Here is a 20,947-nt window from a genome sequence, read left to right on the forward strand (position 1 = left end):
CAGTTAGCCAGGGTCCCGTCGTTGATCCCCAGGTCACGCGCCACCTGAGCGATCGACTTACCCGTCTCCCGCACGATGCGCACCGCGCCCGCCCGAAACTCCGGATCGAACCGACGTCTCGTCTCAGCCATGAACCTCTATCCCTCAAGCTCCGGCCTCCACGCTACGAGGGGAACCGCAGCCCGAGTGTTAACAAGGGGCCCTTCCTCTGCCTGAGGCGTTAAGAAGGGGCCCTTCCTTCCCCCCGCCGGGGGCGGTGGATCAGCACGGCGGCGAGCACCGCGCCGGCGAGCAGCAGCCCCGCGCACCACGCCAACGCCCCCCGGTACGCGCCAGCGAGCGCCCCCTTCTGCTCGTACCCGGTGCCCGAGAGCCCGACCAGCAGCGGCAGCGCGGCCACCGCGAGCAGCCCACCGGCCCGGGAGGCGGCGTTGTTGAAGCCGCTCGCCACCCCGGCGAACCGGTCCGAGACCGCGCCCAGCACCGACGTGGTCAGCGGCGCCACCACGAGCGTGAGCCCGGCGCCGAACAGCGCCACGCCCGGCAGCACGTCCACCCAGTACGACGCACCCGGCCCGACCCGGCGCAGCAGCAGCAGGCCCACAGCGGCGATCACCGGGCCGACGGTGAGCGGCAGCCGGGGGCCGATGCGGGCCGACAGCGCGCCCGCGCGTGGCGAGCCGACGAGCAGCAGCACCGTCATCGGCACTGTGGCCAGGCCGGTGAGAAGCGCCGACCAGCCGACCACGTTCTGCAGGTAGACGGCGAGGAAGAAGGTGAACCCGCCGAGCGCCGCGTACACCACCACCGTGAAGACGTTCAGCACGGAGAACAACCGGCTGGAGAACAGCCCGGTGGGCAGCATCGCGGCGTCCCCGCGCCGCCGCTCGACCAGTACGAAGACCACCACGGCGACCACTCCGAGCACCGCCGAGACCAGCACCGCCGGGGAGTCCAGGCCGCGCGCCGGGGCGTCGATCAGCGCGTACGTGACACCGCCGAGCGCCAGCGCGCCGAGCAGCGCGCCCGCCACGTCGAACCGTCGCCCGCCTCCGGTACGCGACACCTGCTCGTCGCGGCTCTCCGGCACCCAGCGCAGCGCGGCGAGCACCACGCCGACGGCCAGCGGCAGGTTGACGAAGAAGATCCATCGCCAGGAGAGGGTGTCGATGAGCCAGCCGCCGAGCAGCGGACCGAGCGCGGTGGACACTCCGGACAGACCGGACCAGGTGCCGATGGCCCGGCCCCTGTCGTCCGGGTGGAAGCTGGCCTGGAGCACCGACAGCGACCCGGGGGTGAGCAGCGCCCCGCCGGCGCCCTGGAGGAACCGGGCGGCGACGAGCCAGCCGGTGTCCTGCGCCAGCCCGCAGAGCACCGACGCCGCCGCGAACCAGACCACGCCGAGCAGGAAGACCCGCCGCCGCCCGAACCGGTCCCCGAGCGCGCCGCCGAGCAGCACGAACGCGGCGAGCATGAGCAGATAGCCGTTCACGGTCCACTGCAGACCGGCGACCGTGGCGTCCAGCTCGGCGCCGAGGCGCGGCAGCGCGACGTTGACGACAGTGCTGTCCAGGAACACCATGCCGGAGGCGAGGATCGCGGCGAGCAGCGTGCCGCGACCGGCGGCGGTGCCGGTACGCAACGCGGGAGCGGGTGCTGTCACGTCTCACCACTCTGCCCGCCGCCCACCGTCGACGCCACGAATCGCGGAAACCGCCGCCGGGTACTGTGCGGACTCGCCCGGAGCACGCAAGCTGGAGAGGTGTCGTCTGTGCGTACGAGATCAGGAGCCCGAGCCGGACTGGCCGCCGCGCTGAGCGCGGTGCTCGCCCTCGGCGTGGCCGGCTGCGACGTGTCGGTCAGCGAGCCGGAGGCGCCGCCGAGCGCCTCCGGGAACGTGAACAAGCAGCTCGGTGAGCTGACAGTGGCCACCGCCGGGTCGATGAAGGGCTACAGTCGCTCCCGCTTCCCGCACTGGCGGAACACCGGCAAGAACTGCGACGTACGCGACAGCGTGCTGCAACGCGACGGCGAGGGCATCAAGCTGTCCGGCTGCAACGTGGTGGGTGGCCGGTGGGAGAGCGTCTACGACGGTGTGGTCCTGAACGATCCGTCGGGCGTGGACATCGACCACACCGTGCCGCTGGCCGCCGCGTGGCGCTCCGGCGCGGACGAGTGGGACGACTCGAAGCGCGGCGACTTCGCGAACGACCTGACCCGGCCACAGCTCATCGCGGTTTCGGCGCGGTCCAACCGGGCAAAGGGTGACCAGGATCCGTCCCAGTGGAAGCCGCCGAACAGGTCGTCCTGGTGTCAGTACGCGGCGGACTGGGTGACGGTCAAGCACTACTGGAAGCTGACTGTGACAAGCGCCGAGAAGGCCGCTCTCACCGACATGCTGGAGGGCTGCACATGGGCGAGCAAGCCGTGACGGGGCCGGACGCCACACCGACCCCGCAGACGGGTACGGAACCCGCCGGCCCGGCCTCGGCCGGGATGACGGCGGACGGCCGGCAGCCCGAACCCGCCGACGTCTCCGGGGCGGGCATGGCCGCCGACGCGGTGCCTGGTGCGCCGGCCGGCGGCGCGCCGGGCGGACCTGCGGAACGCACCACTGACATCACCCCCGGTCTGGGCGGGGTGATGACCGACGAGGTCGGCGTGGTGACCGGCGAGTTGACGCTGCGCACCGAGCACGCCGACGGCCGGGTGACGCTGCGGGTGCAGTACAAGGACGCCGACGAGTGGTACGCGGTCACCGGCGGGTCAGCGCCGCTGGCCGACCCGGCCGCGCTGGACGCGGTGCACACGATCGCGGTGGGTCTGCTCGACCGCCCCGAGGGCTGAGTCCGGCGGACGCGTCGGCCCTCCGATCGAATGGGCCGACGCGTCCACGCGTCACGGGGTGGGGATGAGTTCGCCGGTCTCGCCCGGTGCCGCCCCGTCGTCCGGCCGGACCAGTTCCGGCTCGACCTCGTGCGGCCGGATCCGGCCGTCGGCGATGTCCTCCGCGTAGTGGCAGGCGACCCGGTGCCCGTCGAGCACCTCGCGCAGCGCGGGCCGCTCCTCGGCGCAGCGGGTGGGCTGGGCCCACGGGCAGCGGGTGTGGAACCGGCAGCCGGCCGGCGGGTTCGCCGGTGACGGGAGGTCGCCGGCGAGCAGGATCCGTTCCCGGCGGTCCTCCACCTGCGGGTCGGGCACCGGCACCGCCGACATGAGCGCCCGGGTGTACGGGTGCATCGGCGCCCGGTAGAGGTCGTCGCTGGACGCCTCCTCGACCAGGCCGCCGAGGTACATCACCCCGACCGTGTCCGCGATGTGCCGGACCACCGCCAGGTCGTGCGCGATGATCAGGTACGTGAGACCGCGCTCCTCCTGCAACTCGTCGAGCAGGTTGAGCACCTGGGCCTGAATCGACACGTCCAGCGCGGAGACCGGCTCGTCGGCGACGATCAGGTCCGGTTCGAGCACGAGCGCGCGGGCGATACCGATGCGCTGGCGCTGGCCGCCGGAGAACTCGTGCGGATACTTGCTCAGCGCCGACGCCGGCAGACCGACAGCGGAGAGCGCCTCGCGGAGCCGCTTGCCGACGGCCGCCTTGTCCTTCGCCAGGCCGTGCGCCTTGAGCCCTTCGACCAGCAGCGACTCCACCGACTGTCGGGGGTCGAGGCTGGACAGCGGATCCTGGAAGATCATCTGGATCCGGCGGCGGATCCGGCGCATCGGCTCGTCCTTGAGTGAGCGGAGGTCCGTACCGTCGAAGACGATCTCGCCGTCGGTCGGCTCGACCAGCCGCAGCAGGCCCCGGCCGAGCGTGGACTTTCCGCAACCCGACTCGCCCACCAGCCCGTACGTCTCGCCCCGATTGATGGTGAGCGAGACTCCGTCGACGGCGTAGACCTGCCCGATCGTGCGGTCGAACAGGACGCCGCTCTTGATCGGGAAGTGGACCTTGACGTCGCGCAGTTCGACCAGAGGTCCGGTCGACTCGGTCGGCTCGGTCACGGAACCGCCACCTCCTCGGAAACGGGGTTGTTGCAGCGCAGGTCGCCGCCGTTCGCGGTGGGCTCCAGCGGCGGGGTCCCGTCCAGGCAGGCGTCCACCACGTTGTCGCACCGGGGAGCGAACGCGCAGCCCTCGACCCACGGAATGTTGTCGGCCACCGAACCACGGATGGCGTGCAGCCGCTCGCCGCGGGGCGAGTCGAGCCTCGGCACGGAGTTGAGCAGCCCGTGGGTGTACGGGTGCCGCGGCCGGGCGAACAACTCGTGCCGCTCCGCCCGCTCGACGATCTTGCCGCCGTAGAGGACGTTCACCGTGTCGCAGAGGCCGGCCACCACGCCCAGGTCGTGCGTGATCATGATCAGCGCGGTGCCGGTCTCGTCGACCAGCTGCTTGAGCAACGTGAGGATCTGCGCCTGGATCGTCACGTCCAGCGCGGTGGTCGGCTCGTCCGCGATCAGCAGCCGTGGCTTGCAGGCCAGCGCGATGGCGATCAGCGCGCGCTGGCGCATGCCGCCGGAGATCTGGTGCGGGTATTCCTTCAGTCGCCGCATCGGGTCCGGGATGCCGACCGCGTCGAGCAGTTCCCGGGCCTCCTTGAGCGCCACCTTGTGGTCCATGCCACGGTGCCGTTCGAGCACCTCGGCCACCTGGATGCCGATCGGGATCACCGGGTTCAGTGAGGAGAGCGGATCCTGGAAGATCATGCCGATGTCCCGGCCACGCCGGTCCCGCAGGTCCTCCGGCCGCAGCTTCAGCAGGTCGGCGCCGTCGAAGTTGACCTCGCCGGTGACCTTGTTGCCGCGCTTCGGCAGCAGGCCCATGATCGCCAGGCTGGTGACGCTCTTGCCGCAGCCGGACTCGCCCACCAGGCCGACCGTCTGCCCCGGCTCCACGCTGAAGCTGACCTCGTCGACGGCGGTGAACGGCCGCTCACCCTTGCGCTGGAACACGACGCTCAGGTCGCGTACGTCGAGCAGGCTCATCGGGTCACTTCCTCACCGTGCCGCACATATGTCCACATCGCCGTCACCGCCGGCTCTTCGGGTCGATCGCCTCGCGCATGCCCTCGCCCAACAGGGTGAAGCCGAGCGCCACCACGATGATCGCGGCGGCCGGGAAGTAGGCCAGCTCGGGCCGGACCTCGAAGTAGCGCTGACCGTCCACACCGAGCATCAGGCCCCACTCCGCGCGGTTGATGTCGGGGTCACCGAGGCCGAGGAAGGACAGCGACGCGGCTTCCAGGATCGCGGTGGAGAGCGTCAGCGTCGCCTGCACGATCACCGCCGTCATCGCGTTCGGCAGCATGTGCCGCAGCACGATCGCCCCACGCTTGACGCCCAGTGCCCGGGCAGCCAGCACGTGGTCGCTCTCCCGCTGGGCGAGCATCGAGCCGCGTAGCAGCCGGGCGAAGATCGGCACGTTGACGATGGCCACCGCGAGGATGACAGTCCATTGGCTGGACCGGCTGGCCAGGGCCACCAGGCTGATCGCCAGCAGCAGGGCGGGCAGGGCCAGCATCACGTCGGTGAAGCGCATGAGGATGTTGTCGACCCAGCCGCCGAACGCGCCGGCGATCGCACCCACCAGCACACCCAGGATCAGCCCGATCAGCGTGGCGAGCACGCCGACGAACAGTGTCTGCCGGCTGCCGTGGATCATCCGGGACAGGAAGTCCCGGCCGAGCGGGTCGGAGCCGAGCGGGAAATCGCTGCTGGCCCCGGGGATGTTGTCGACGGTCAGGTTCTTGGTCAGCTCGTCGAAGCGCTGCGCCGGGTCGTGTGGTGCGAGCAGCGGCGCGAAGATCGCGACGAGCACGAAGAGCGCCACGATCGCCGCGCCGACCATCGCGGTCGGGTTGCGGCGCAGCCGGCGGAGCGCGTCCCGGACCAGGCTCACCCCGCCCTTTTCGGCGGTGGCCTGAGCCAGCTGCTCCAGCCGGGCGCGCTTGCGCTCGCCGAGCCGGTCCAAGCCGCGGGGCAGGCTGCCCTCGGGCTTCTCGGTGACGGCCGACGGGTCCACGCTCTCGCGCGGGGTGCCCACGACGGGCCGGGTGATCGGATCGCTCATCGCACACGCACCCTGGGGTCGATGAAGGCGTAGGAGAGGTCGACCAGGAGGTTGACCAGCACGAATACCAGCGCGGCCAGCAGGATCAGCGCCTGCAGCACCGGGTAGTCGCGGCCGCCGCTGATCGAGTCGTAGATCAGCGTGCCGAGCCCGCCCCAGTTGTAGACCCGCTCGGTGAGCACCGCGCCGGAGAGCAGCGCACCGGTCTGCAGGCCGATGGTGGTGACCACCGGCAGCAGCGCGTTGCGCAGGATGTGCCGGCCCCGGATCGTACGGTGCCGCAGACCCTTCGCCTCGGCGGTGCGGACGAAGTCCTCGTTGAGCACGTCGAGCACGCTGGCCCGGGTGATCCGGACGACGACCGCGAGCGGGATGGTGGCCAGCGTGATCGCCGGCAGGATCAGGTGCCACAGCGCGTCGCCGGCGGCGTCGAACTCCCGGGTGAGCAGGCCGTCCAGCACGAAGAAGCCGGTCACGTCGGTGTTGTCCAACCCGGTGCTGATCCGGCCCGACGGCGGGAACATGTGCATGTTCTGGGTGAACACGTCCTTGAGCAGATAGCCCAGGAAGAAGATCGGGATCGAGATGCCGAGCAGGGTGCCGCCGATGCTCAGGTTGTCGAGCAGCCGGCCGCGGTGGCGGGCGGCGAGGTAGCCGAGCGGCACACCGAGCCCGATCGCGATGATCATGGCGGCGGCGGCCAGCTCGACGGTCGCCGGGAAGGCACGGCCGATCACCTCGGTGACCGGGTCACCGCTCCGGATCGAGTTGCCGAAGTCGCCGGTGATCAACCGCTGCATGAACTTCGCGTACTGCACCAGGACCGGCTGGTCGTAGCCCAGCGCCTTGATCAGCAGCGCGCGGCGCTCCGGCGTGGCCCGCTCACCGAGCAGCGCCTCGACCGGGCCACCGGGCAGATTCCGCAGCCAGACGAAGACCAGAGCGGACAGCCCTATCAGGGTCACCACCAGCTGGAGCAGGCGGCGAACTATGACTCGCAACATCTCTCACACACCAGATTCTCGGTTGAACAGCGGGTCGGCCCGGGCCGGGAGCGAGCGCCCGGCCCGGGCCGATTCCGCGTGGAACGTCAGCGGTGGATGTCGCGTCAGCCGACGCTGACGGTGTTGAACCGCTCGTCGGTCAGCGGGCTGGCGACGAGACCCTTGACGTCCTTGGTGACCACGATGGCCGGCGGGGCGTGCCAGACCGGCACGGCCGGCAGCCACTTGGCGGCGATGTCGCGGTTGACCTGCTCCCAGGCCGCCTTCTTGGCGGTCTCGTCGACCGTGCCGTCGGCCTTGGCGATGGCCTCGAACATGTCGGTCATGCCCGCGGCGCCGAACTCGACCTTCGCGCGGCCGAAGAACGTGCCGACGAAGTTGCCCGGGTCGTTGTAGTCACCGGTCCAGCCGAGCAGGTGCAGGTCGTGCTTGCCGAACTGCTGCACGTCGTCCTTGTAGCCACCGTTCCACGGGCGGGCCACACCGTTGACCGTGATGCCGACGGCCTTCAGGTCGTTGGCGAGCACGGTGAAGATCTCCTGCGGGTTCGGCATGTACGGCCGGGACACGTCGGTCGGGTAGTAGAAGTTGAGCGTCAACTTCTCCGCGCCGGCCTCCTTGAGCAGCTGCTTGGCCTTCTCCGGGTTGTAGTCGTACTTCTGCACGTCCGGCGCGTAGCCGAGCACGCTCTCCGGCATGAACTCGTCGGCGACCTTGGTGCCACCCGGGCCCTTGGTCTGGACGAGCTGCTGACGGTTGAGGGCGTGGGCGATCGCCTGCCGCACCCGCAGGTCCTTCAGCTTCGGGTTCTTCTGGTTGAAGCCGAGGTAGAGGATGTTGAACGCCGGGCGGTCGAGGACCTGGAAGCCCTCGCCGGCCAGCGCCTTGCGGTCGGCCGGGGCCGGGAAGTCGATGCCCTGGACGGTGCCCGCCCGCAGTTCCTGCTTGCGGGTGTTCTCGTCCTTGATGACCTTGATGATCAGCTTGTCGACCTTGGCCTTCTCGCCCCAGTAGTCGGCGTTGCGCTCCAGGGTGATCTCACCCTTGCTCTTGTCCCAGCCCACGAACTTGAACGGGCCGGTACCGACCGGGTGCTCGCTGGCGAACGCGCTGTACTCGAAGGAGTCGCCGTTCTGCTTGACCGTGTCGGCGTCGTACTTCTTCAGCGCGTCAGGGCTGGCGATCGAGAGCGCGGTGAGCGCGAAGGCGCCCGGGAAGGCACCCTTGTACTTGTTCATCGTGACGACGGCGGTGCCCTCGTCCTTCGCCTCGCACTTGTTGTAGATCGGGTCGCCGGTACCCTCGGCCTCGTTCTTGGCGAAGCCGCCGAAGACGTCCGAGTAGTAGATCATCTGCGACTGGGCGGCAGCGCCCTTCATGTTGAACCAGCGGTCGAAGTTGAAGCAGACCGCCGCGGCGTTGAAGTCGGTGCCGTCGTGGAACTTCACTCCCTTGCGGAGCTTGAAGGTCCAGACCTTGCCCTCCGGGTCGTGTTCCCAGCTCTCCGCCAGGGCACCCTGCAGATCGGCGGTGCCGGGCTTGTTCTGCACGAGGGTGTCGTACATCTGGCGGATCGGCCGGAAGGTCTCGCCGTCGTCGTTGAAGATCGGGTCGAAGTTCTTCGGGTCCCCGGCACCGGCGAAGACGAAGGTGCCGCCGCTCTTGGCCTCCCCACCGCCTTCTTCCCGGTCGCTCTTGGCGCAGCCGGACGCACCGACCGCCAGGGCGGCCGCGGCCGCGAGGGCCACGGCCGTTTTCAGCCTGCTCGCCTGCATCTCTCACCTCTGTGTATGCGCATGTGTACACGCCGAGCTGTGACTCAGTCCGTGTGCGGGAGGTTATGGCATGTCACAGAGAAGAGGAACGGGCGAGGGGCAATCGCTATCAAGCCGACACCTTCGCATGGTTTCCTCACCGGACGGTGCGGGGTATCGACCGGCGCTCATCGGCACGGGAGCGGTAGCCCGGTGGTGGGAGGAGACGCCGCCCACCACCAGGCCACGGCATCAGACCGCGCGGCGCCCCTCGAAGGCCCGGCCCAACGTGATCTCGTCGGCGTACTCCAGATCGCCGCCGACCGGCAGTCCACTCGCGAGCCGGGTCACCGCAATCCCCATCGGCTTGACCATCAGCGCCAGGTAGGTGGCGGTCGCCTCGCCCTCGGTGTTCGGGTCGGTGGCGAGGATCAGCTCGCGGACCGTCCCGCTGCCGAGGCGGGTCATCAGCTCACGGATCCGCAGGTTGTCCGGCCCGATGCCCTCCAGCGGATTGATCGCGCCGCCGAGCACGTGGTAGCGCCCGCGGAACTCGCCGGTCCGCTCGATCGCCACCACGTCCTTCGGTTCCTCGACCACGCAGAGCACCTCGTCGGAGCGCCGTGGGTCGCGGCAGATCCGGCACTGCTCCGACTCCGCCACGTTGTAGCAGGTCGTGCAGAACCGGACCAGGTCCTTGACCTTGCGCAGCGCGCCGGCCAGACGGTTGACGTCGGCCGGATCCGCCGACAGCACGTGGAACGCGATCCGCTGGGCACTCTTCGGGCCCACGCCCGGAAGCCGGCCCAGCTCGTCGATCAGATCCTGGATGGCACCCTCGTACATCTGCCGGCTCAGAACCCGGACAGGCCGAGGCCGCCCATGCCGCCCGCGACCGGGCCCATCTTCTTCTCGGTCAGCTCGCGGGCCGCCTCGGCGGCGTTGTGCACCGCGGCGACCACCAGGTCCTCCAGCGTCTCGACGTCCTCCGGGTCGACCGCCTTCGGGTCGATCCTGATCGCCTTCAGCTCACCGGTGCCGGCGACCGTCGCGGTGACCAGGCCGCCGCCGGCGGTGCCGGTCAGCTCCGCCTCGGCCAGCTCGGCCTGGGCCTTGGCGATCTGCTGCTGCATCTTCTGCGCCTGCTTCAGCATCTGCTGCATGTTCGGCTGTCCACCTGGGCGCACGGACCGCTCCTTCTTCCACTCGTCTGCTCGGCCGCGCCCAGCCTAGTCGGGCCACGGCACCGCTGAATCGCGGTCGACGCGCGCTCAGCGCGCGTCCACCTCGTCGATCTTCTCCGCGCCGAACGTCTCGCGCAGCAGCTGCACCGCCTGCTCCTCGCTCGACTGCCGTGCCGTCCGCTCGTCGATCACTTCGTCAAGCGGCTCGTCACCCGGATCGAAACCCTCGTAGGCGGGCGCCGCCACCGCCGCGCCACCGCCCCGCACCGGGCCGTCGAAGTCCGGGTCGTAGGGCGGCTCGCCCGCCCACTCGGCATCGGCCGTCTTCCGCGCCGGCTGCGCCGCGCGCGGTCCCTTGCCGGGACCACCGCCCGCGGCGGCCGCCGCCGCTGCCGCACGCGCCGCCGCGATGGCGCTGTTCTTCGCCCCACCGCCCGCGGATCGCGGCCCACCGGCGGGTGCCGGCACCGTCGCGGGTGCCGCCGGCTCGGGTACGACGACAGGCGCGGTGGCGGTCGCCGTGCCCCCGCCCGGACGGGCCGCCGCCGGCCAGTCCCCCCCGTCGCCGGTGCTCGCCGAGGCGGTGCCGGTGGTCGAGGCCGTGCCGCCGGGGCGGGCCGGCTCCGGCCAGTCGTCCTCGCCGGCATGGTCCACGGCAGGGGTCGCCATCGGCCGGGGCGAGGCATCAGGCGATCCCGCGCCGGCACGACCCGCCGCTCCCCCGGCCTGGCTTCCCGCACCTCGGTTGCCGGTGGCCGGGTCGCCTGTGTCTCGGCTACCGGTGGTGCTGCCCGGGCCGGACACCGGCTGTCCCGGGGCGCCACCGGCCGCATCACGTCCGGCGACGCTGGAGTCCGGGCGACCGGGCGCGGCGTGGACCGAACCCGGGCGGCCCGGGCCGGTGTCGGAGCCGGGACGGTTCGGTCCCGCGTCGGCTACGGCCGAGCGGCCGTCAGCGGTGCCTGCCGCCCCGGAGTCCGGGCGACCGGACGCGGTGTCGGACGCCGGGCGGGTCGGGGCGCTGTCGGACGCGCTGCGGGCCGGTGCGGCGTCGGCCTGCGCGCGACTCGCTCCGGACGGGCGGGACGGGCCACCGAGCGAGGCCGCGCCGCGCTCGCCGGCCACCTCGCAGCGGATCTGCCAGCGCCCGCCCAGCTCCTCGTAGAGCGCGTCGGTCAGCACTGCGGCGTGGTCGGCCATCATCTTCGCCAGCACCGTCGACTTCACGGTCAGCACCAGCGTGTCGCCGTCCAGGTCGCGTACCACCGCGTCACGCATCAGCGCGGCGATCCGCTTGTTGCTCCGGTTGACCTTGCCGACCACCTCGGACCAGACCCGGCGCACGGCGACCGCGTCGAGCGCGCCGGGATTCGCCGCGCCGGGGCGGGGCGGTTCGGGCGTGGCCGGGTCGGGCATCACCGCGGACGGCGGTACCGGGCGTCGGGCAGCGGCCGGACCGGAGGTCGTCGAGCCGGCGGCGGCCGGCGCCGGGAATCCGGCGTCCGTGCCGGGGTGAACTCCGGCGGGCGCTTCGGTCGCCTGGGCGGGACGCGGGCCGGACCCGGCAGCGGCCGTGCCGGAGTCGGCTGTCGCACCGGCCGGGGCGGGACGGGAGCCGGTAGCCCCGGCGGCAGAGCCGGGGCGGGAACCGGGTGCGGTGCTCCGGGCGCCTACCGCAGCCGCGGCGGCGGCCCGTGCGGCGGCGGCCCCGGTCGGGGCACCGGCAGCCGCCGGCGTGCCGGCGGTGTCCGGCTGGATCGCGGCGGCAGCCGCGCCCGGGGCGGGAGCCGCTTGGCGTACCCCAGGGGTCTGGGTGGGGTGCGCGGAGCCGGCGGCGGCCGGCGGCAGCTCGGCGCCCCCGAGCGTCAGCCGGCGCTCCATCCGTTCCAGGCGCTGGAGCAGGCCGCCGGAGGAGTCGTCAGCGCCGGGCAGGAGCATTCGCGCGCAGATCAGCTCCAGCAGCAGCCGGGGCGCCGTGGTGCCGCGCATCTCGACCAGGCCGTTGTGCACGATGTCGGCGCAACGGGACAGCGTCGCCGGGCCGAGGCGCTGCGCCTGGGCGGCCATCCGCTCGATCTGGTCGGCCGGGCCGTCGATGAGGCCCCTGGCGGCGGCGTCCGGCACCTGCTGCAGGACGATCAGGTCGCGGAGGCGTTCCAGCAGGTCGGAGGCGAAGCGACGCGAGTCGTGCCCGGCCTCGGCGACCCGGTCGACGGTGGCGTACGCGGCGGCGCCGTCACCGGCGGCGAGCGCGTCGCACATCTCGTCGATCAGCGCGGCGTCGGTGACCCCGAGCAGCGCGGCGGCCCGGGCGTAGTCGACGCCCTCCGGGCCGGCGCCCGCGATGAGCTGGTCGAGCACGGAGAGGCTGTCGCGCATGCTGCCCCCGCCGGCGCGCACCACCAGCGGGAAGACCGCCGGCTCGACCTTGACGCCCTCCGCCTCGCAGAGCTGCTCCAGATAGGGGCGGACCACCTTCGGCGGGAACAGCCGGAACGGGTAGTGGTGGGTCCGCGACTTGATCGTGCCGAGGACCTTCTCCGGTTCGGTGGTGGCGAAGATGAACTTGACGTATTCCGGGGGCTCCTCGACCAGCTTGAGCAGCGCGTTGAAGCCGGCCGACGAGACCATGTGCGCCTCGTCGATGATGTAGATCTTGAAGCGACTGCGGGCCGGGGCGAAGAACGCCTTCTCGCGTAGCTCACGGGCGTCGTCCACACCACCGTGGCTGGCCGCGTCGATCTCGATCACGTCGATCGAGCCGCCACCGTCGGGAGCCAGCCCGCGGCACGAGTCACACTGCCCGCACGGCTCGGGGGTGGGGCCCTGCTCGCAGTTGAGGGAGCGGGCCAGGATCCGGGCGCTGGAGGTCTTGCCGCAGCCCCGCGGACCGGAGAAGAGGTAGGCGTGGTTGAGCCGCCCGCTGCGCAGCGCCTGCGACAGCGGCTCGGTGACCTGCTCCTGGCCGATCATCTCGGCGAACGTTCGCGGCCGGTACTTGCGGTAAAGGGCCAGTGCCACCCGTCCCGCCTCCTCTCGACCGAGCCATTCTGCGCCGGTCGGCCCCGGGTGACCACCCACCACCCCGTGACCCGACCCGCAGCGACGTTACCCGGCCCGGGAGACAGAAAGGCCTCCCGTGCACCCGGCAGAGCTCGCTTATCCTTGCTGCCTTCCGGCCCTGGGGAGGTTCACGAGGTACCGCCGCACGGGAGGTGACGCCAAGCCTACCCGAAGGGTTGTGGATCTTCCGGGAGGGTGGGGTGGCCCGTCGTCGCGGGACCTGTATCCTGGCTCGCGGAGGATTCGCCTAGAGGCCTAGGGCGCACGCTTGGAAAGCGTGTTGGGTTCACACCCTCACGAGTTCGAATCTCGTATCCTCCGCTCTCTTGAGCAGCACGAACGGAAGGGCCGGCCCCGTCAGGGACCGGCCCTTCCGTTCTGTCTGCGATCGATTTCGTTTCAGCGGATTCCGACGGCGAGCTGCGTGTTGACCTGACGCACCTGACTCGGCAGCGTGAACAGGTCAACCAGCACTCCGACGAACAGGAGGCCACCGGTGAACAGGTAGAGCAGGCCCCGGCCCGTCTTTCCGAGGTAGAACTGGTGAACGCCGAAGACGCCCAGCAGCAGCCAGAACAGGTAGGCGAGGCCCAGCGACTTCTGGCGAACCTGCACGAGTACCGGCTGGGGCGCGGCAGCTCCCTGAGACATATCAGCTCCTAAAGTAGGCATGGTGGCGGGCTCGGGTCGCACCGATGCACACGACGCTAACCGTGAAGATCAACGACAGGGTGGTCCCGCCCTTCCGGAGCTCGTCGGCGCGCCTCAGCTGCCGCCCAACTGGTCCCGTCGCCGCCTCAGGTACGCCGTCTCCGCGCTGTTCCCCGCCGACTCGATCGCCCGGTCGTACGCCACCCGCGCCTCGGTGCCACGGCCGAGCCGGCGCAGCAGCTCGGCGCGCGTGGCGTGGTACGCGTGGTAACCCTCCAGCGGAAGCCCGTCCACCTCGGCCAGCGCCACCTGTGGCCCGTCCAGTTCGGCGACCGCCACCGCCCGGTTGAGCCGTACGACCGGCGACGGGTCGACGCGTACCAGATGGTCGTAGAGCGCGGCGACCTGCGACCAGTCGGTGTCCCGCGCGTCGCGGGCGTCGGTGTGGACGGCGTTTATCGCGGCGAGGATCTGATAGCGGCCCGGCGGCCGGCCGGCGGCGATGCACGCCCTGACCAGGGCGTGCCCCTCGGCGATGAGTGCGCGGTCCCAGGCGCTGCGGTCCTGCTCGGCGAGGACGACGAGTTCGCCTGTCGCGGAGACGCGGGCGGGCCGGCGGGCCTCGGTGAGCAGCATCAACGCCAGGAGGCCGGTGGCCTCGTGGTCGTCGGGCAGCAGCGTACGGACGAGCCGGGCGAGCCGGATCGCCTCGGCGGTCAGGTCGGCGCGCACCGCCTCCTCGCCCGGGTCGGAGGCAAGGTAGCCCTCGTTGAAGATCAGGTAGAGCACGGCGAGCACGCCGGTGACCCGGGCCGGCAGGTCCTCACGCGACGGCACACGGTACGGGATCCCGGCCGCCTTGATCTTCGTCTTGGCCCTGGTGATCCGCCTGCTCATGGCGGCCTCCTGGACCAGATAGGCCCGCGCGATCTCCGGCACTGTCAGCCCGCCGACCAGGCGCAGCGTCAACGCCACCCGCGCCTGGACGGCCAGCGCCGGGTGGCAGCAGGTGAAGATCAGGCGAAGGCGGTCGTCGTCGATGACACCGAGCGGTTCCGGGGCGTCGGCCAGCATCAGCGCCTCCCGGTGCTTGTCCTCCCGCCGGCTCTCGCGCCGGATCCGGTCGACGGCCCTGCGGTACGCGGTGGTGGTGAGCCACGCGCCGGGGTTCGGCGGTACGCCGTCGGCCGACCAGCGCTCGACGGCGGCGGCGAACGCCTCGGCTGTCATCTCCTCCGCGACGTCGAGGTCACCGATGCGCCGGGCGAGCGTGGCGACGACCCGGGCCCACTCCTCGCGGTGGACCCGGGTGAGCGCCTCGCCGACGTCTGTCACGCGCCCAGGAACGGCCGCAGCTCGACCCGCCTGTTGCACCGCTCCGAGGCCAGCGCGGCGAGCGGCAGCGCCACGTCGAAGTCCGGCGCCTCGATGATCCAGAACCCGCCGACGTACTCCTTCGTCTCCAGGTACGGCCCGTCGGTGAGCAGCGGACTCCCGCCCCGCGCATCAACGACGGTGGCCGTCTCCGGCGCCGCGAGCCCACCGGCGAAGACCCAGTGGCCGTCGGCTCGCAACCGCTCGTTGAACTCACCGATCGCGGCCATCTCCGCGTCGGTGGCCGAGCCGGTCGTGTCGTCGAGTACGGAGATCAGGTACTGCGCCATCGGTTCCTCTTTCGCTCTGGTCGGCCGCCGACCGGGCCGCCGTCACCCCGGCTACGAACACCGCCACCCCGATCCGACAGCCTCCGAGGAGGTCGATCACACAATCCTCGTACGTGGCACGTCAAAGCTCTCGTCCTAGTCATGACCGGTTATGCGTTGCATGTATAACCGAAAGTCACTGAGCGGGTTGAATAAGTGAGTGATCGCGGAATCGAGGCCGAGCAGGTGTGCGCGTTGCGGCGCCAACCTGGCTGCCGACAACGACTCGGGACGGTGCGCTCCCTGTCAGCGAGCGGAGCGGGACCGCATCGTCGCTGCTCCCGACGTTCCACCCAGCTTCTGGTCCCATGAACCGCTTCGCCATGCGCTTGCGGATCGGCACCTCGGTCGCGTTGTCCGCGCCTACCGTCACCATCCCTATCACGGGCGACAGCCGCTGCCGCAGGCCACTGTCGCCGGCTGGTTCGGGATCACGCAGGCGCAACTGAGCCGCATCGAGAACGGACCGGCGGTGGTGCACCTCGACCGACTGGCGCACTGGGTCCGCGTGCTGCGGATACCCGCGCATACCTTGTGGTTCCGACTACCGGCCGCGCCAGGCGACACCTCCGTGCCAGCCGATGTCGTGGAGGTGGGTCCTCAACTGATCCGCGCACTCCGGTCCGCAGATCGTCAGGTTGGCGGCAAGAACCTCTACAGCACTGTGCTGGCGCACCTCGCCACCTTCTCCAGGCCGACAGGTCGTCCTCCTGCCATGTCCTCGCAGGTGCTCATGGCGACCGCTGCCCTGCACGAGATGGCCGGTTGGATGGCACACGATTCCGGGGACAGCACGACGAGTAGACGGCACTTCCTTGACGCCTTGGCGCTCGCCGTCGACAGCAGAGATGCGCTGCTGGTGGCGCAGGTGCACGGAAGCCTGAGCCACCTCGCCTGCCACGGTGGAAACGCGGGGGCCGCGATCTCACATGCCAGCGACGGGCTCGCGGCCGTCGCCCAAGAGGACGCCGGTGCTCTGATACGCGCCCGTCTTCTTGCCTTGCAGGCGCGCGGTCTCGCCGCAGCGGGTCTCACCGCCGACTGCCACGCTTCCCTTCAGCGGGCCGAGTCCGCCTTCGCGGAGGCGGCACCTGCACCCACCGAATGGCTGAGTCCATTCGACCGCACCTCGTTCGATATCGAGTCGGCACGTTGCCTGCTTCGCCTCGGTGACGTCACGGCCGCTCTTCGCATCCTCAACGGCAGCGTCGCCGAGCGGCCGGGCGGCCGGGTGCGGAGTCAGGCGCTCGCCCGGATGCTCCTGGCCACCGCGCTCGTCGGGCAGGCCCGGATCGAGGAGGCGTGCGACCTGACACATCAGACCGTCGATCTCACCCACGGTCTGGGCTCGGCCGTCGTCCTCGACCAGCTCAGACATCTCGCACTGCTGCTGCGGTCGCATGCCGTCCGGTGCCCGGACGTGCCACAGCTTCTGGACCGGCTTCGCGACACCATCCGGGAGCGGAGATGGGTGGCGCTGCCGCTGCCGACGGGGTGAGGACAGCCGACAATCGTCGGTATGGCCGACGAGCGTCCCCTGTACGAGCGAGATCCGGCAGCCTGGCAGGCCCACCTCGCCGAGGGCAACGCGCGGCAGCCCCGGAAGCGGGTGGGAGCCGACGTACTGCTGCGCAACGGTGACGGCGACGTCCTGTTGGTGGATCCGCGCTACAAGCCGGACTGGGACCTGCCGGGCGGCATGGCGGAGGCGAACGAGCCGCCGCACCTGGCCGCCGAGCGGGAGGTACGCGAGGAGTTGGGTCTCGAACTGCGCGTCGGACCGTTGCTGGTGGTGGACTGGGTGGCACCGCACGGCCCGTGGGACGACAGCCTGATGTTCATCTTCGACGGCGGCGCACTGCCGCCCGCCGAGCCGTTGAAACCGGCTGACGGCGAACTGGCCGACGCTCGATTCGTTGCGCTCGCTGATGCGCAGGCGTTGCTTCGCCCGTACGTTTGGCATCGGCTGCGTCACGCGGTGGCCGCGCTGAGCGACGGACGCCCGAGGTACCTGACCAACGGAATCACCTGAAGCCGTCGTACACATGTTCCATCCACAGCCTGTGGACGCCGAGAGGACCGGATGAGTTACCAGCTCAGCGCCGTGGTCGCCGACGTCGAGTTGCTGCGCGAGCAGACCGCCGACCTGGACCACGCGGTGCTCGCCGCGCTCCGCCAGGACTTCGCGCTGCTGCCTGTCACCCCGCAACTGGTGCAGGAACTGACCGGCGGCCTGCCGGACTACGCCACCGACGAGCCGCACGCCGAGCGTCCGTTCCGTCTGGTGCTCTCGCCGCCACTGGCGGAGGTGCTTGCGCGCTGGTCGAGGAGCGGCCCGGTGGCGTACCTGGAGGCGGAGTTCGCGGGCGGGCTCGGCCACCAGTCGGCGGTGGTCTGGCTGGGTGGCGAGGTGAGCTGGGGTCCGCGATACGACGCCGCGCTGGACCGGCCGCGTACCGAGTGGCCGATCAACACCGCGCTGGCCCGGCTGGGCGCGGAGCCGGGCGCGTGGATCGACCCGTTCGCCGAGCTGGGCCTGCATCTGGAACGTGACACGGACGGCTGGCTGGCGCACGGCCGCCGCGGACTGTCCGCCGACTACTGGGACGAGCTGGCCGAGGAGTGGGAACTACGCCAATCCGACCAGCACCAGCAACCTCATCGCCCCGGTCCCGTTGGTGACTGGGGGATTGCATGAAACTACGACAATTCGGCTTTATTGCCGCACTGCTTGTTGCCGCGTCCGCAGCCGGCAGCGGCGTTCATCCACAGTGGGCCACCCGCCCGGTCGGCGCGGCCCAGGTGGTCGGCCTGGACGGACTGCGCAACGCCGGGTTCGGCGACACCGAGGAGGACCTGACCCGGCGCGGTGTGCTGCGCGCCGACGAGGCGGCCTGCGGGCCCGCGCTGTTCGGGCACGGTTCGGTCAGCCCGATCTTCGTCGACGGTCGTCTCGTCCTGCTCTGGCTCGACGACCCGATGAGCACACCCGAGGGCATCAGCGCCGGCTCCCCGGTGGGCGAGGCCCGCGCCGCGTACCCCGGCGCCGTCGACCTGCCGGCGCCGCCGGGCAGTCACCGCTTCGCCGGGCTGCTCGCCCGCGACGGCGACCGCGCGTACCTGTTCCTGCACGACGGCGTCACCGTCCGGGAGATCATCGCAGGGTACGCGGACTGGGCCCGCCGCCTCTTCGACGAGGGCTACGGCCCCTGCTGACCCGACCCGCCGGGACTCCGGTGTGACCGATACGGCGACTCGACCGGTCTCTTGGAGAGGACGTCGTCGGACACCGGGAGCGAGCTGTGGACCAGAAACTGCATGTGCTCTTCGAGCGGGCACTCGGGGTGGAACCCGCACCCCTGACCGGGGAACTGGCCCGGGAGGCCATGGCCGGGGGCACCGCGCTGCGGCGCAGGCGCCGGCTGGTCACGGGAGGCGCGGCGACCGGTCTCCTCGCGGTCGCCGCCGTCGTGGTCGGGCTGAACCTGACGCCGGCACCGAGGGAACCGGCACCGCCGGTGGTGGCGGCCGGCGCACTGATGCCCTCCGCCGGCTCCACCTGTGAGCGGCAGTGGGGTGACGAGCCGGTCGACATCCGCGTCTTCCTGCGGCGGGAGATCACCGATCGGCAGCGCCTCGACCTGCGTGACGCGCTGCGATCGGATCCGATCGTGCGGAGCGTGACGTTCCAGAGCCGGGACGAGGCGTACGCCAGATTCAAGGAGATGTACCGGAACAGCCCGGACCTGGTCGACGCGGTCACACCGGAACAGATGCCCGAGTCCTTCGAGGTCACAGTGACGAAGGCGAGGGACTACTCCCGCCTGGTGGCGAACTTCCACGACCGGGACGGCGTCGATCAGATCCTGGGCGGTCCGTGCCCGGCGCGCTCCGGGTCCGGGGAGGGTGAGTGACCAGCGGGCAGATCGACGTACGCGCGACACCGTCCGTCGAACGCCCGGCCGGTCCGCTGGCCCGGTGGAGCGCCGCCCGCAGGCGTGAGCGCAGCACCCGGGACGACGACTTCAGCGCGTTCGTCGCGGCGACCGCACCCCGGCTGAGACGCATCGCCTACCTCATGTGCCGGGACTGGCACCTCGCCCAGGATCTGACCCAGATCACGTTCACCCGGATGTACGCCTCGTGGACCCGGATCCGGCACACCGCGAACCTCGACGCGTACAGCCGCCGGGTGCTCATGAACGCCGTCTTCGACCAGCGGAGCCGGCGCAGCGGCACCGAGGTGGTCTGCGCCGACCTGCCCGAGCGGCCGGAACCGGCGGCGACGACGGACCTGCACGTCGCGTTGATGACTGCACTGGCGACGCTGCCGATCCGGGACCAGGCGATAGTGGTGCTGCGGCACTGGGAGGACCAGAGCGTCGCCACCGTCGCCAAGATCCTCGGCATCTCCGCGTCGGCGGTGAAGATGCGCGACGCCCGGGCGTTGGGCCGGATCCGCGCGTTGCTCGGCGACGACTTCACCGGGAGTTGACCCGGAACGCGGAAAGCCCGGTGCGATCCTCGCGGATCGACCGGGCTTTCTCGCTGTTCACGAGCGGTGGCGGCGGGATTTGAACCCGCGGAGGGCGTAAACCCTCACACGCTTTCGAGGCGTGCTCCTTAGGCCACTCGGACACGCCACCGCCGACGAGGGTACAGGACCGCCGGGTTGGACGCCGAACCGGTATCCCTCGGCCCGGCCTGGCAGGATCTTTGCCATGAGTACGCACATCGGCGCTGAGCCGGGAGAGATCGCCGAGCGGGTCCTGATGCCGGGCGACCCGCTGCGGGCCAAGTGGATCGCGGAGACCTACCTGGAGGGGGCCCGCTGCTACACGACGGTGCGCGGCATGCTGGGCTTCACCGGCCGGTGGAACGGTGTCGACGTGTCCGTCCAGGGTTCCGGCATGGGCATGCCGTCCGCCTCGATCTACGCGCACGAGCTGGTAAACGAGTACGGCGTGAAGTCGCTGATCCGGGTCGGCTCCTGTGGCGCCCTGACCGAGGATCTGCAGCTGCGGGACGTGGTGGCGGCGATCGGGTCGTCGACCGACTCGAACATGAACCGGATGCGCTTCGACGGGCTGATCGACTACGCCCCGGTGGCCGACTTCGGGTTGCTGCGTACCTCGGTCGAGGTGGCCGAGCGGCGCGGCATCAGCATGCGGGTGGGGCCGATCCTGGCGGCGGACGCCTTCTACACGGACCGGCCGGACCTGTACGACCGGCTCGCCGACTACGGCGTGCTGGCGGTGGAGATGGAGTCGGCGGCGCTCTACACGATCGCGGCGCGCTACAAGGCCCGCGCGCTGACCATCCTGACCGTCAGCGACCACATCAAGACCGGCGAGAAGACCACGTCGCAGGAGCGCGAGCAGACGTTCGGCCAGATGGTCGAGATCGCGCTGGACACCATCATCGCCTGACCTGATCGACCCCGGACCGCCCCGTCGCCGCAAGGTGGCGGGGCGGTCGCGCGTTACCGTCGTCACAAAAATAAATACGACCGGTCG

At 71.0% G+C, this 20,947-nt stretch carries 22 protein-coding genes, 2 tRNA genes and 1 other RNA gene; 10 read left to right on the top strand and 15 right to left on the bottom strand.

Annotated features, from left to right (window positions below):
• Together AB0D28_RS24985 and AB0D28_RS24990 are read right to left on the bottom strand one after the other, a co-directional pair.
• Positions 1 to 131, bottom strand: a 131-nt coding sequence (locus AB0D28_RS24985) for a transposase (protein ID WP_357389579.1), incomplete at its 3' end; no start/stop codon positions are given.
• 89 nt (positions 132 to 220) lie between these two features.
• On the bottom strand, positions 221 to 1,663 hold the full coding sequence (locus tag AB0D28_RS24990) for an MFS transporter (protein ID WP_357389507.1): 1,443 nt from the start codon (positions 1,661 to 1,663) through the stop codon (positions 221 to 223).
• 108 nt (positions 1,664 to 1,771) lie between these two features.
• On the opposite strand from AB0D28_RS24990, the gene AB0D28_RS24995 reads away from it, so the two are divergent.
• Entirely contained in the window at positions 1,772 to 2,431 is a 660-nt protein-coding gene (locus AB0D28_RS24995; protein WP_357389509.1) for an HNH endonuclease family protein, read from the top strand.
• Entirely contained in the window at positions 2,413 to 2,847 is a 435-nt protein-coding gene (locus AB0D28_RS25000; protein ID WP_357389511.1) for a hypothetical protein, read from the top strand. The genes AB0D28_RS24995 and AB0D28_RS25000 overlap by 19 nt, the downstream gene beginning before the upstream one ends.
• A gap of 51 nt (positions 2,848 to 2,898) precedes the next feature.
• Here AB0D28_RS25000 and AB0D28_RS25005 read toward each other — a convergent pair whose 3' ends face one another.
• The 9 genes from AB0D28_RS25005 to ffs form a co-directional block, all read right to left on the bottom strand.
• Positions 2,899 to 4,005 carry an oligopeptide/dipeptide ABC transporter ATP-binding protein gene (locus AB0D28_RS25005; protein WP_357389513.1) on the bottom strand — a complete coding sequence of 369 codons (1,107 nt, stop codon included), beginning with the start codon at positions 4,003 to 4,005 and terminating at the stop codon, positions 2,899 to 2,901.
• On the bottom strand, positions 4,002 to 4,988 hold the full coding sequence (locus AB0D28_RS25010; RefSeq protein ID WP_357389515.1) for an ABC transporter ATP-binding protein: 987 nt from the start codon (positions 4,986 to 4,988) through the stop codon (positions 4,002 to 4,004). The genes AB0D28_RS25005 and AB0D28_RS25010 overlap by 4 nt, the downstream gene beginning before the upstream one ends.
• 43 nt (positions 4,989 to 5,031) lie before the next feature.
• The gene (locus tag AB0D28_RS25015) at positions 5,032 to 5,973 is read right to left on the bottom strand and encodes an ABC transporter permease (protein WP_357389581.1); all 942 of its coding nucleotides are present in this window, start codon (positions 5,971 to 5,973) and stop codon (positions 5,032 to 5,034) included.
• A 95-nt stretch (positions 5,974 to 6,068) separates the two neighbouring features.
• Entirely contained in the window at positions 6,069 to 7,076 is a 1,008-nt protein-coding gene (locus AB0D28_RS25020; protein WP_357389517.1) for an ABC transporter permease, read from the bottom strand.
• Between the two features lie 104 nt (positions 7,077 to 7,180).
• Positions 7,181 to 8,851: an ABC transporter substrate-binding protein gene (locus tag AB0D28_RS25025; protein WP_357389519.1), complete on the bottom strand. Its 1,671-nt coding sequence runs from the start codon at positions 8,849 to 8,851 to the stop codon at positions 7,181 to 7,183.
• A gap of 231 nt (positions 8,852 to 9,082) precedes the next feature.
• The gene (gene recR / locus AB0D28_RS25030) at positions 9,083 to 9,676 is read right to left on the bottom strand and encodes a recombination mediator RecR (RefSeq protein ID WP_357389521.1); all 594 of its coding nucleotides are present in this window, start codon (positions 9,674 to 9,676) and stop codon (positions 9,083 to 9,085) included.
• Between the two features lie 8 nt (positions 9,677 to 9,684).
• The gene (locus AB0D28_RS25035) at positions 9,685 to 9,993 is read right to left on the bottom strand and encodes a YbaB/EbfC family nucleoid-associated protein (protein WP_357389583.1); all 309 of its coding nucleotides are present in this window, start codon (positions 9,991 to 9,993) and stop codon (positions 9,685 to 9,687) included.
• Between the two features lie 108 nt (positions 9,994 to 10,101).
• Positions 10,102 to 13,035, bottom strand: a complete 2,934-nt coding sequence (locus AB0D28_RS25040) for a DNA polymerase III subunit gamma and tau (protein WP_357389523.1) — start codon at positions 13,033 to 13,035, stop codon at positions 10,102 to 10,104.
• 107 nt (positions 13,036 to 13,142) lie between these two features.
• Positions 13,143 to 13,232: signal recognition particle sRNA small type (gene ffs / locus AB0D28_RS25045), an RNA gene on the bottom strand.
• An 81-nt stretch (positions 13,233 to 13,313) separates the two neighbouring features.
• Between ffs and AB0D28_RS25050 the strand changes: the two genes are divergently transcribed.
• Positions 13,314 to 13,398 (top strand) — tRNA-Ser (locus AB0D28_RS25050).
• Between the two features lie 78 nt (positions 13,399 to 13,476).
• Here the strand turns inward: AB0D28_RS25050 and AB0D28_RS25055 are convergent.
• From AB0D28_RS25055 to AB0D28_RS25065, 3 genes are all read right to left on the bottom strand, one after another.
• Positions 13,477 to 13,728 (bottom strand): TM2 domain-containing protein, encoded by a 252-nt coding sequence (locus AB0D28_RS25055; protein WP_357389525.1) that lies wholly within the window; start codon positions 13,726 to 13,728, stop codon positions 13,477 to 13,479.
• Between the two features lie 114 nt (positions 13,729 to 13,842).
• On the bottom strand, positions 13,843 to 15,063 hold the full coding sequence (locus AB0D28_RS25060) for an RNA polymerase sigma factor (RefSeq protein ID WP_357389527.1): 1,221 nt from the start codon (positions 15,061 to 15,063) through the stop codon (positions 13,843 to 13,845).
• Complete coding sequence (locus AB0D28_RS25065; protein ID WP_357389529.1) at positions 15,060 to 15,392, bottom strand: YciI family protein; 333 nt, start codon at positions 15,390 to 15,392, stop codon at positions 15,060 to 15,062. Before AB0D28_RS25065 ends, AB0D28_RS25060 begins: the two co-directional genes overlap by 4 nt.
• Positions 15,393 to 15,591: 199 nt before the next feature.
• Between AB0D28_RS25065 and AB0D28_RS25070 the strand changes: the two genes are divergently transcribed.
• The 6 genes from AB0D28_RS25070 to AB0D28_RS25095 all read left to right on the top strand — a co-directional run bounded on the left by AB0D28_RS25070 (position 15,592) and on the right by AB0D28_RS25095 (position 19,926).
• A complete protein-coding gene (locus AB0D28_RS25070) occupies positions 15,592 to 16,929 on the top strand; it encodes a DNA-binding protein (RefSeq protein WP_357389531.1) in 1,338 nt (445 codons plus the stop codon).
• A 21-nt stretch (positions 16,930 to 16,950) separates the two neighbouring features.
• Positions 16,951 to 17,463, top strand: a complete 513-nt coding sequence (locus AB0D28_RS25075) for an NUDIX hydrolase (protein ID WP_357389533.1) — start codon at positions 16,951 to 16,953, stop codon at positions 17,461 to 17,463.
• 51 nt (positions 17,464 to 17,514) lie between these two features.
• Entirely contained in the window at positions 17,515 to 18,129 is a 615-nt protein-coding gene (locus tag AB0D28_RS25080; protein WP_357389535.1) for a hypothetical protein, read from the top strand.
• On the top strand, positions 18,126 to 18,647 hold the full coding sequence (locus AB0D28_RS25085) for a hypothetical protein (protein ID WP_357389537.1): 522 nt from the start codon (positions 18,126 to 18,128) through the stop codon (positions 18,645 to 18,647). The genes AB0D28_RS25080 and AB0D28_RS25085 overlap by 4 nt, the downstream gene beginning before the upstream one ends.
• Positions 18,648 to 18,733: 86 nt before the next feature.
• Positions 18,734 to 19,345 (top strand): permease-like cell division protein FtsX, encoded by a 612-nt coding sequence (locus tag AB0D28_RS25090; protein ID WP_357389539.1) that lies wholly within the window; start codon positions 18,734 to 18,736, stop codon positions 19,343 to 19,345.
• Positions 19,342 to 19,926 (top strand): SigE family RNA polymerase sigma factor, encoded by a 585-nt coding sequence (locus AB0D28_RS25095; protein WP_357389541.1) that lies wholly within the window; start codon positions 19,342 to 19,344, stop codon positions 19,924 to 19,926. The genes AB0D28_RS25090 and AB0D28_RS25095 overlap by 4 nt, the downstream gene beginning before the upstream one ends.
• Before the next feature lie 64 nt (positions 19,927 to 19,990).
• Here the strand turns inward: AB0D28_RS25095 and AB0D28_RS25100 are convergent.
• A tRNA-Ser gene (locus tag AB0D28_RS25100) sits at positions 19,991 to 20,077 on the bottom strand.
• 75 nt (positions 20,078 to 20,152) lie between these two features.
• On the opposite strand from AB0D28_RS25100, the gene deoD reads away from it, so the two are divergent.
• On the top strand, positions 20,153 to 20,860 hold the full coding sequence (gene deoD, locus AB0D28_RS25105) for a purine-nucleoside phosphorylase (RefSeq protein ID WP_357389543.1): 708 nt from the start codon (positions 20,153 to 20,155) through the stop codon (positions 20,858 to 20,860).
• The last annotated feature ends 87 nt before the right edge of the window (positions 20,861 to 20,947 follow it).

This window comes from Micromonospora sp. NPDC048169 (assembly GCF_040652815.1).
Taxonomy (GTDB): Bacteria; Actinomycetota; Actinomycetes; order Mycobacteriales; family Micromonosporaceae; genus Micromonospora.

Coding starts and splice junctions, on each gene's coding strand:
- AB0D28_RS25000 (WP_357389511.1), top strand. CDS start 2,413: ATGGGCGAGCAAGCCGTGACGGGGCCGGACGCCACACCGACCCCGCAG.
- AB0D28_RS25010 (WP_357389515.1), bottom strand. CDS start 4,988: ATGAGCCTGCTCGACGTACGCGACCTGAGCGTCGTGTTCCAGCGCAAG.
- AB0D28_RS25020 (WP_357389517.1), bottom strand. CDS start 7,076: ATGTTGCGAGTCATAGTTCGCCGCCTGCTCCAGCTGGTGGTGACCCTG.
- AB0D28_RS25025 (WP_357389519.1), bottom strand. CDS start 8,851: ATGCAGGCGAGCAGGCTGAAAACGGCCGTGGCCCTCGCGGCCGCGGCC.
- recR (WP_357389521.1), bottom strand. CDS start 9,676: ATGTACGAGGGTGCCATCCAGGATCTGATCGACGAGCTGGGCCGGCTT.
- AB0D28_RS25035 (WP_357389583.1), bottom strand. CDS start 9,993: ATGCAGCAGATGCTGAAGCAGGCGCAGAAGATGCAGCAGCAGATCGCC.
- AB0D28_RS25055 (WP_357389525.1), bottom strand. CDS start 13,728: ATGTCTCAGGGAGCTGCCGCGCCCCAGCCGGTACTCGTGCAGGTTCGC.
- AB0D28_RS25065 (WP_357389529.1), bottom strand. CDS start 15,392: ATGGCGCAGTACCTGATCTCCGTACTCGACGACACGACCGGCTCGGCC.
- AB0D28_RS25075 (WP_357389533.1), top strand. CDS start 16,951: ATGGCCGACGAGCGTCCCCTGTACGAGCGAGATCCGGCAGCCTGGCAG.
- AB0D28_RS25080 (WP_357389535.1), top strand. CDS start 17,515: ATGAGTTACCAGCTCAGCGCCGTGGTCGCCGACGTCGAGTTGCTGCGC.
- AB0D28_RS25085 (WP_357389537.1), top strand. CDS start 18,126: ATGAAACTACGACAATTCGGCTTTATTGCCGCACTGCTTGTTGCCGCG.
- deoD (WP_357389543.1), top strand. CDS start 20,153: ATGAGTACGCACATCGGCGCTGAGCCGGGAGAGATCGCCGAGCGGGTC.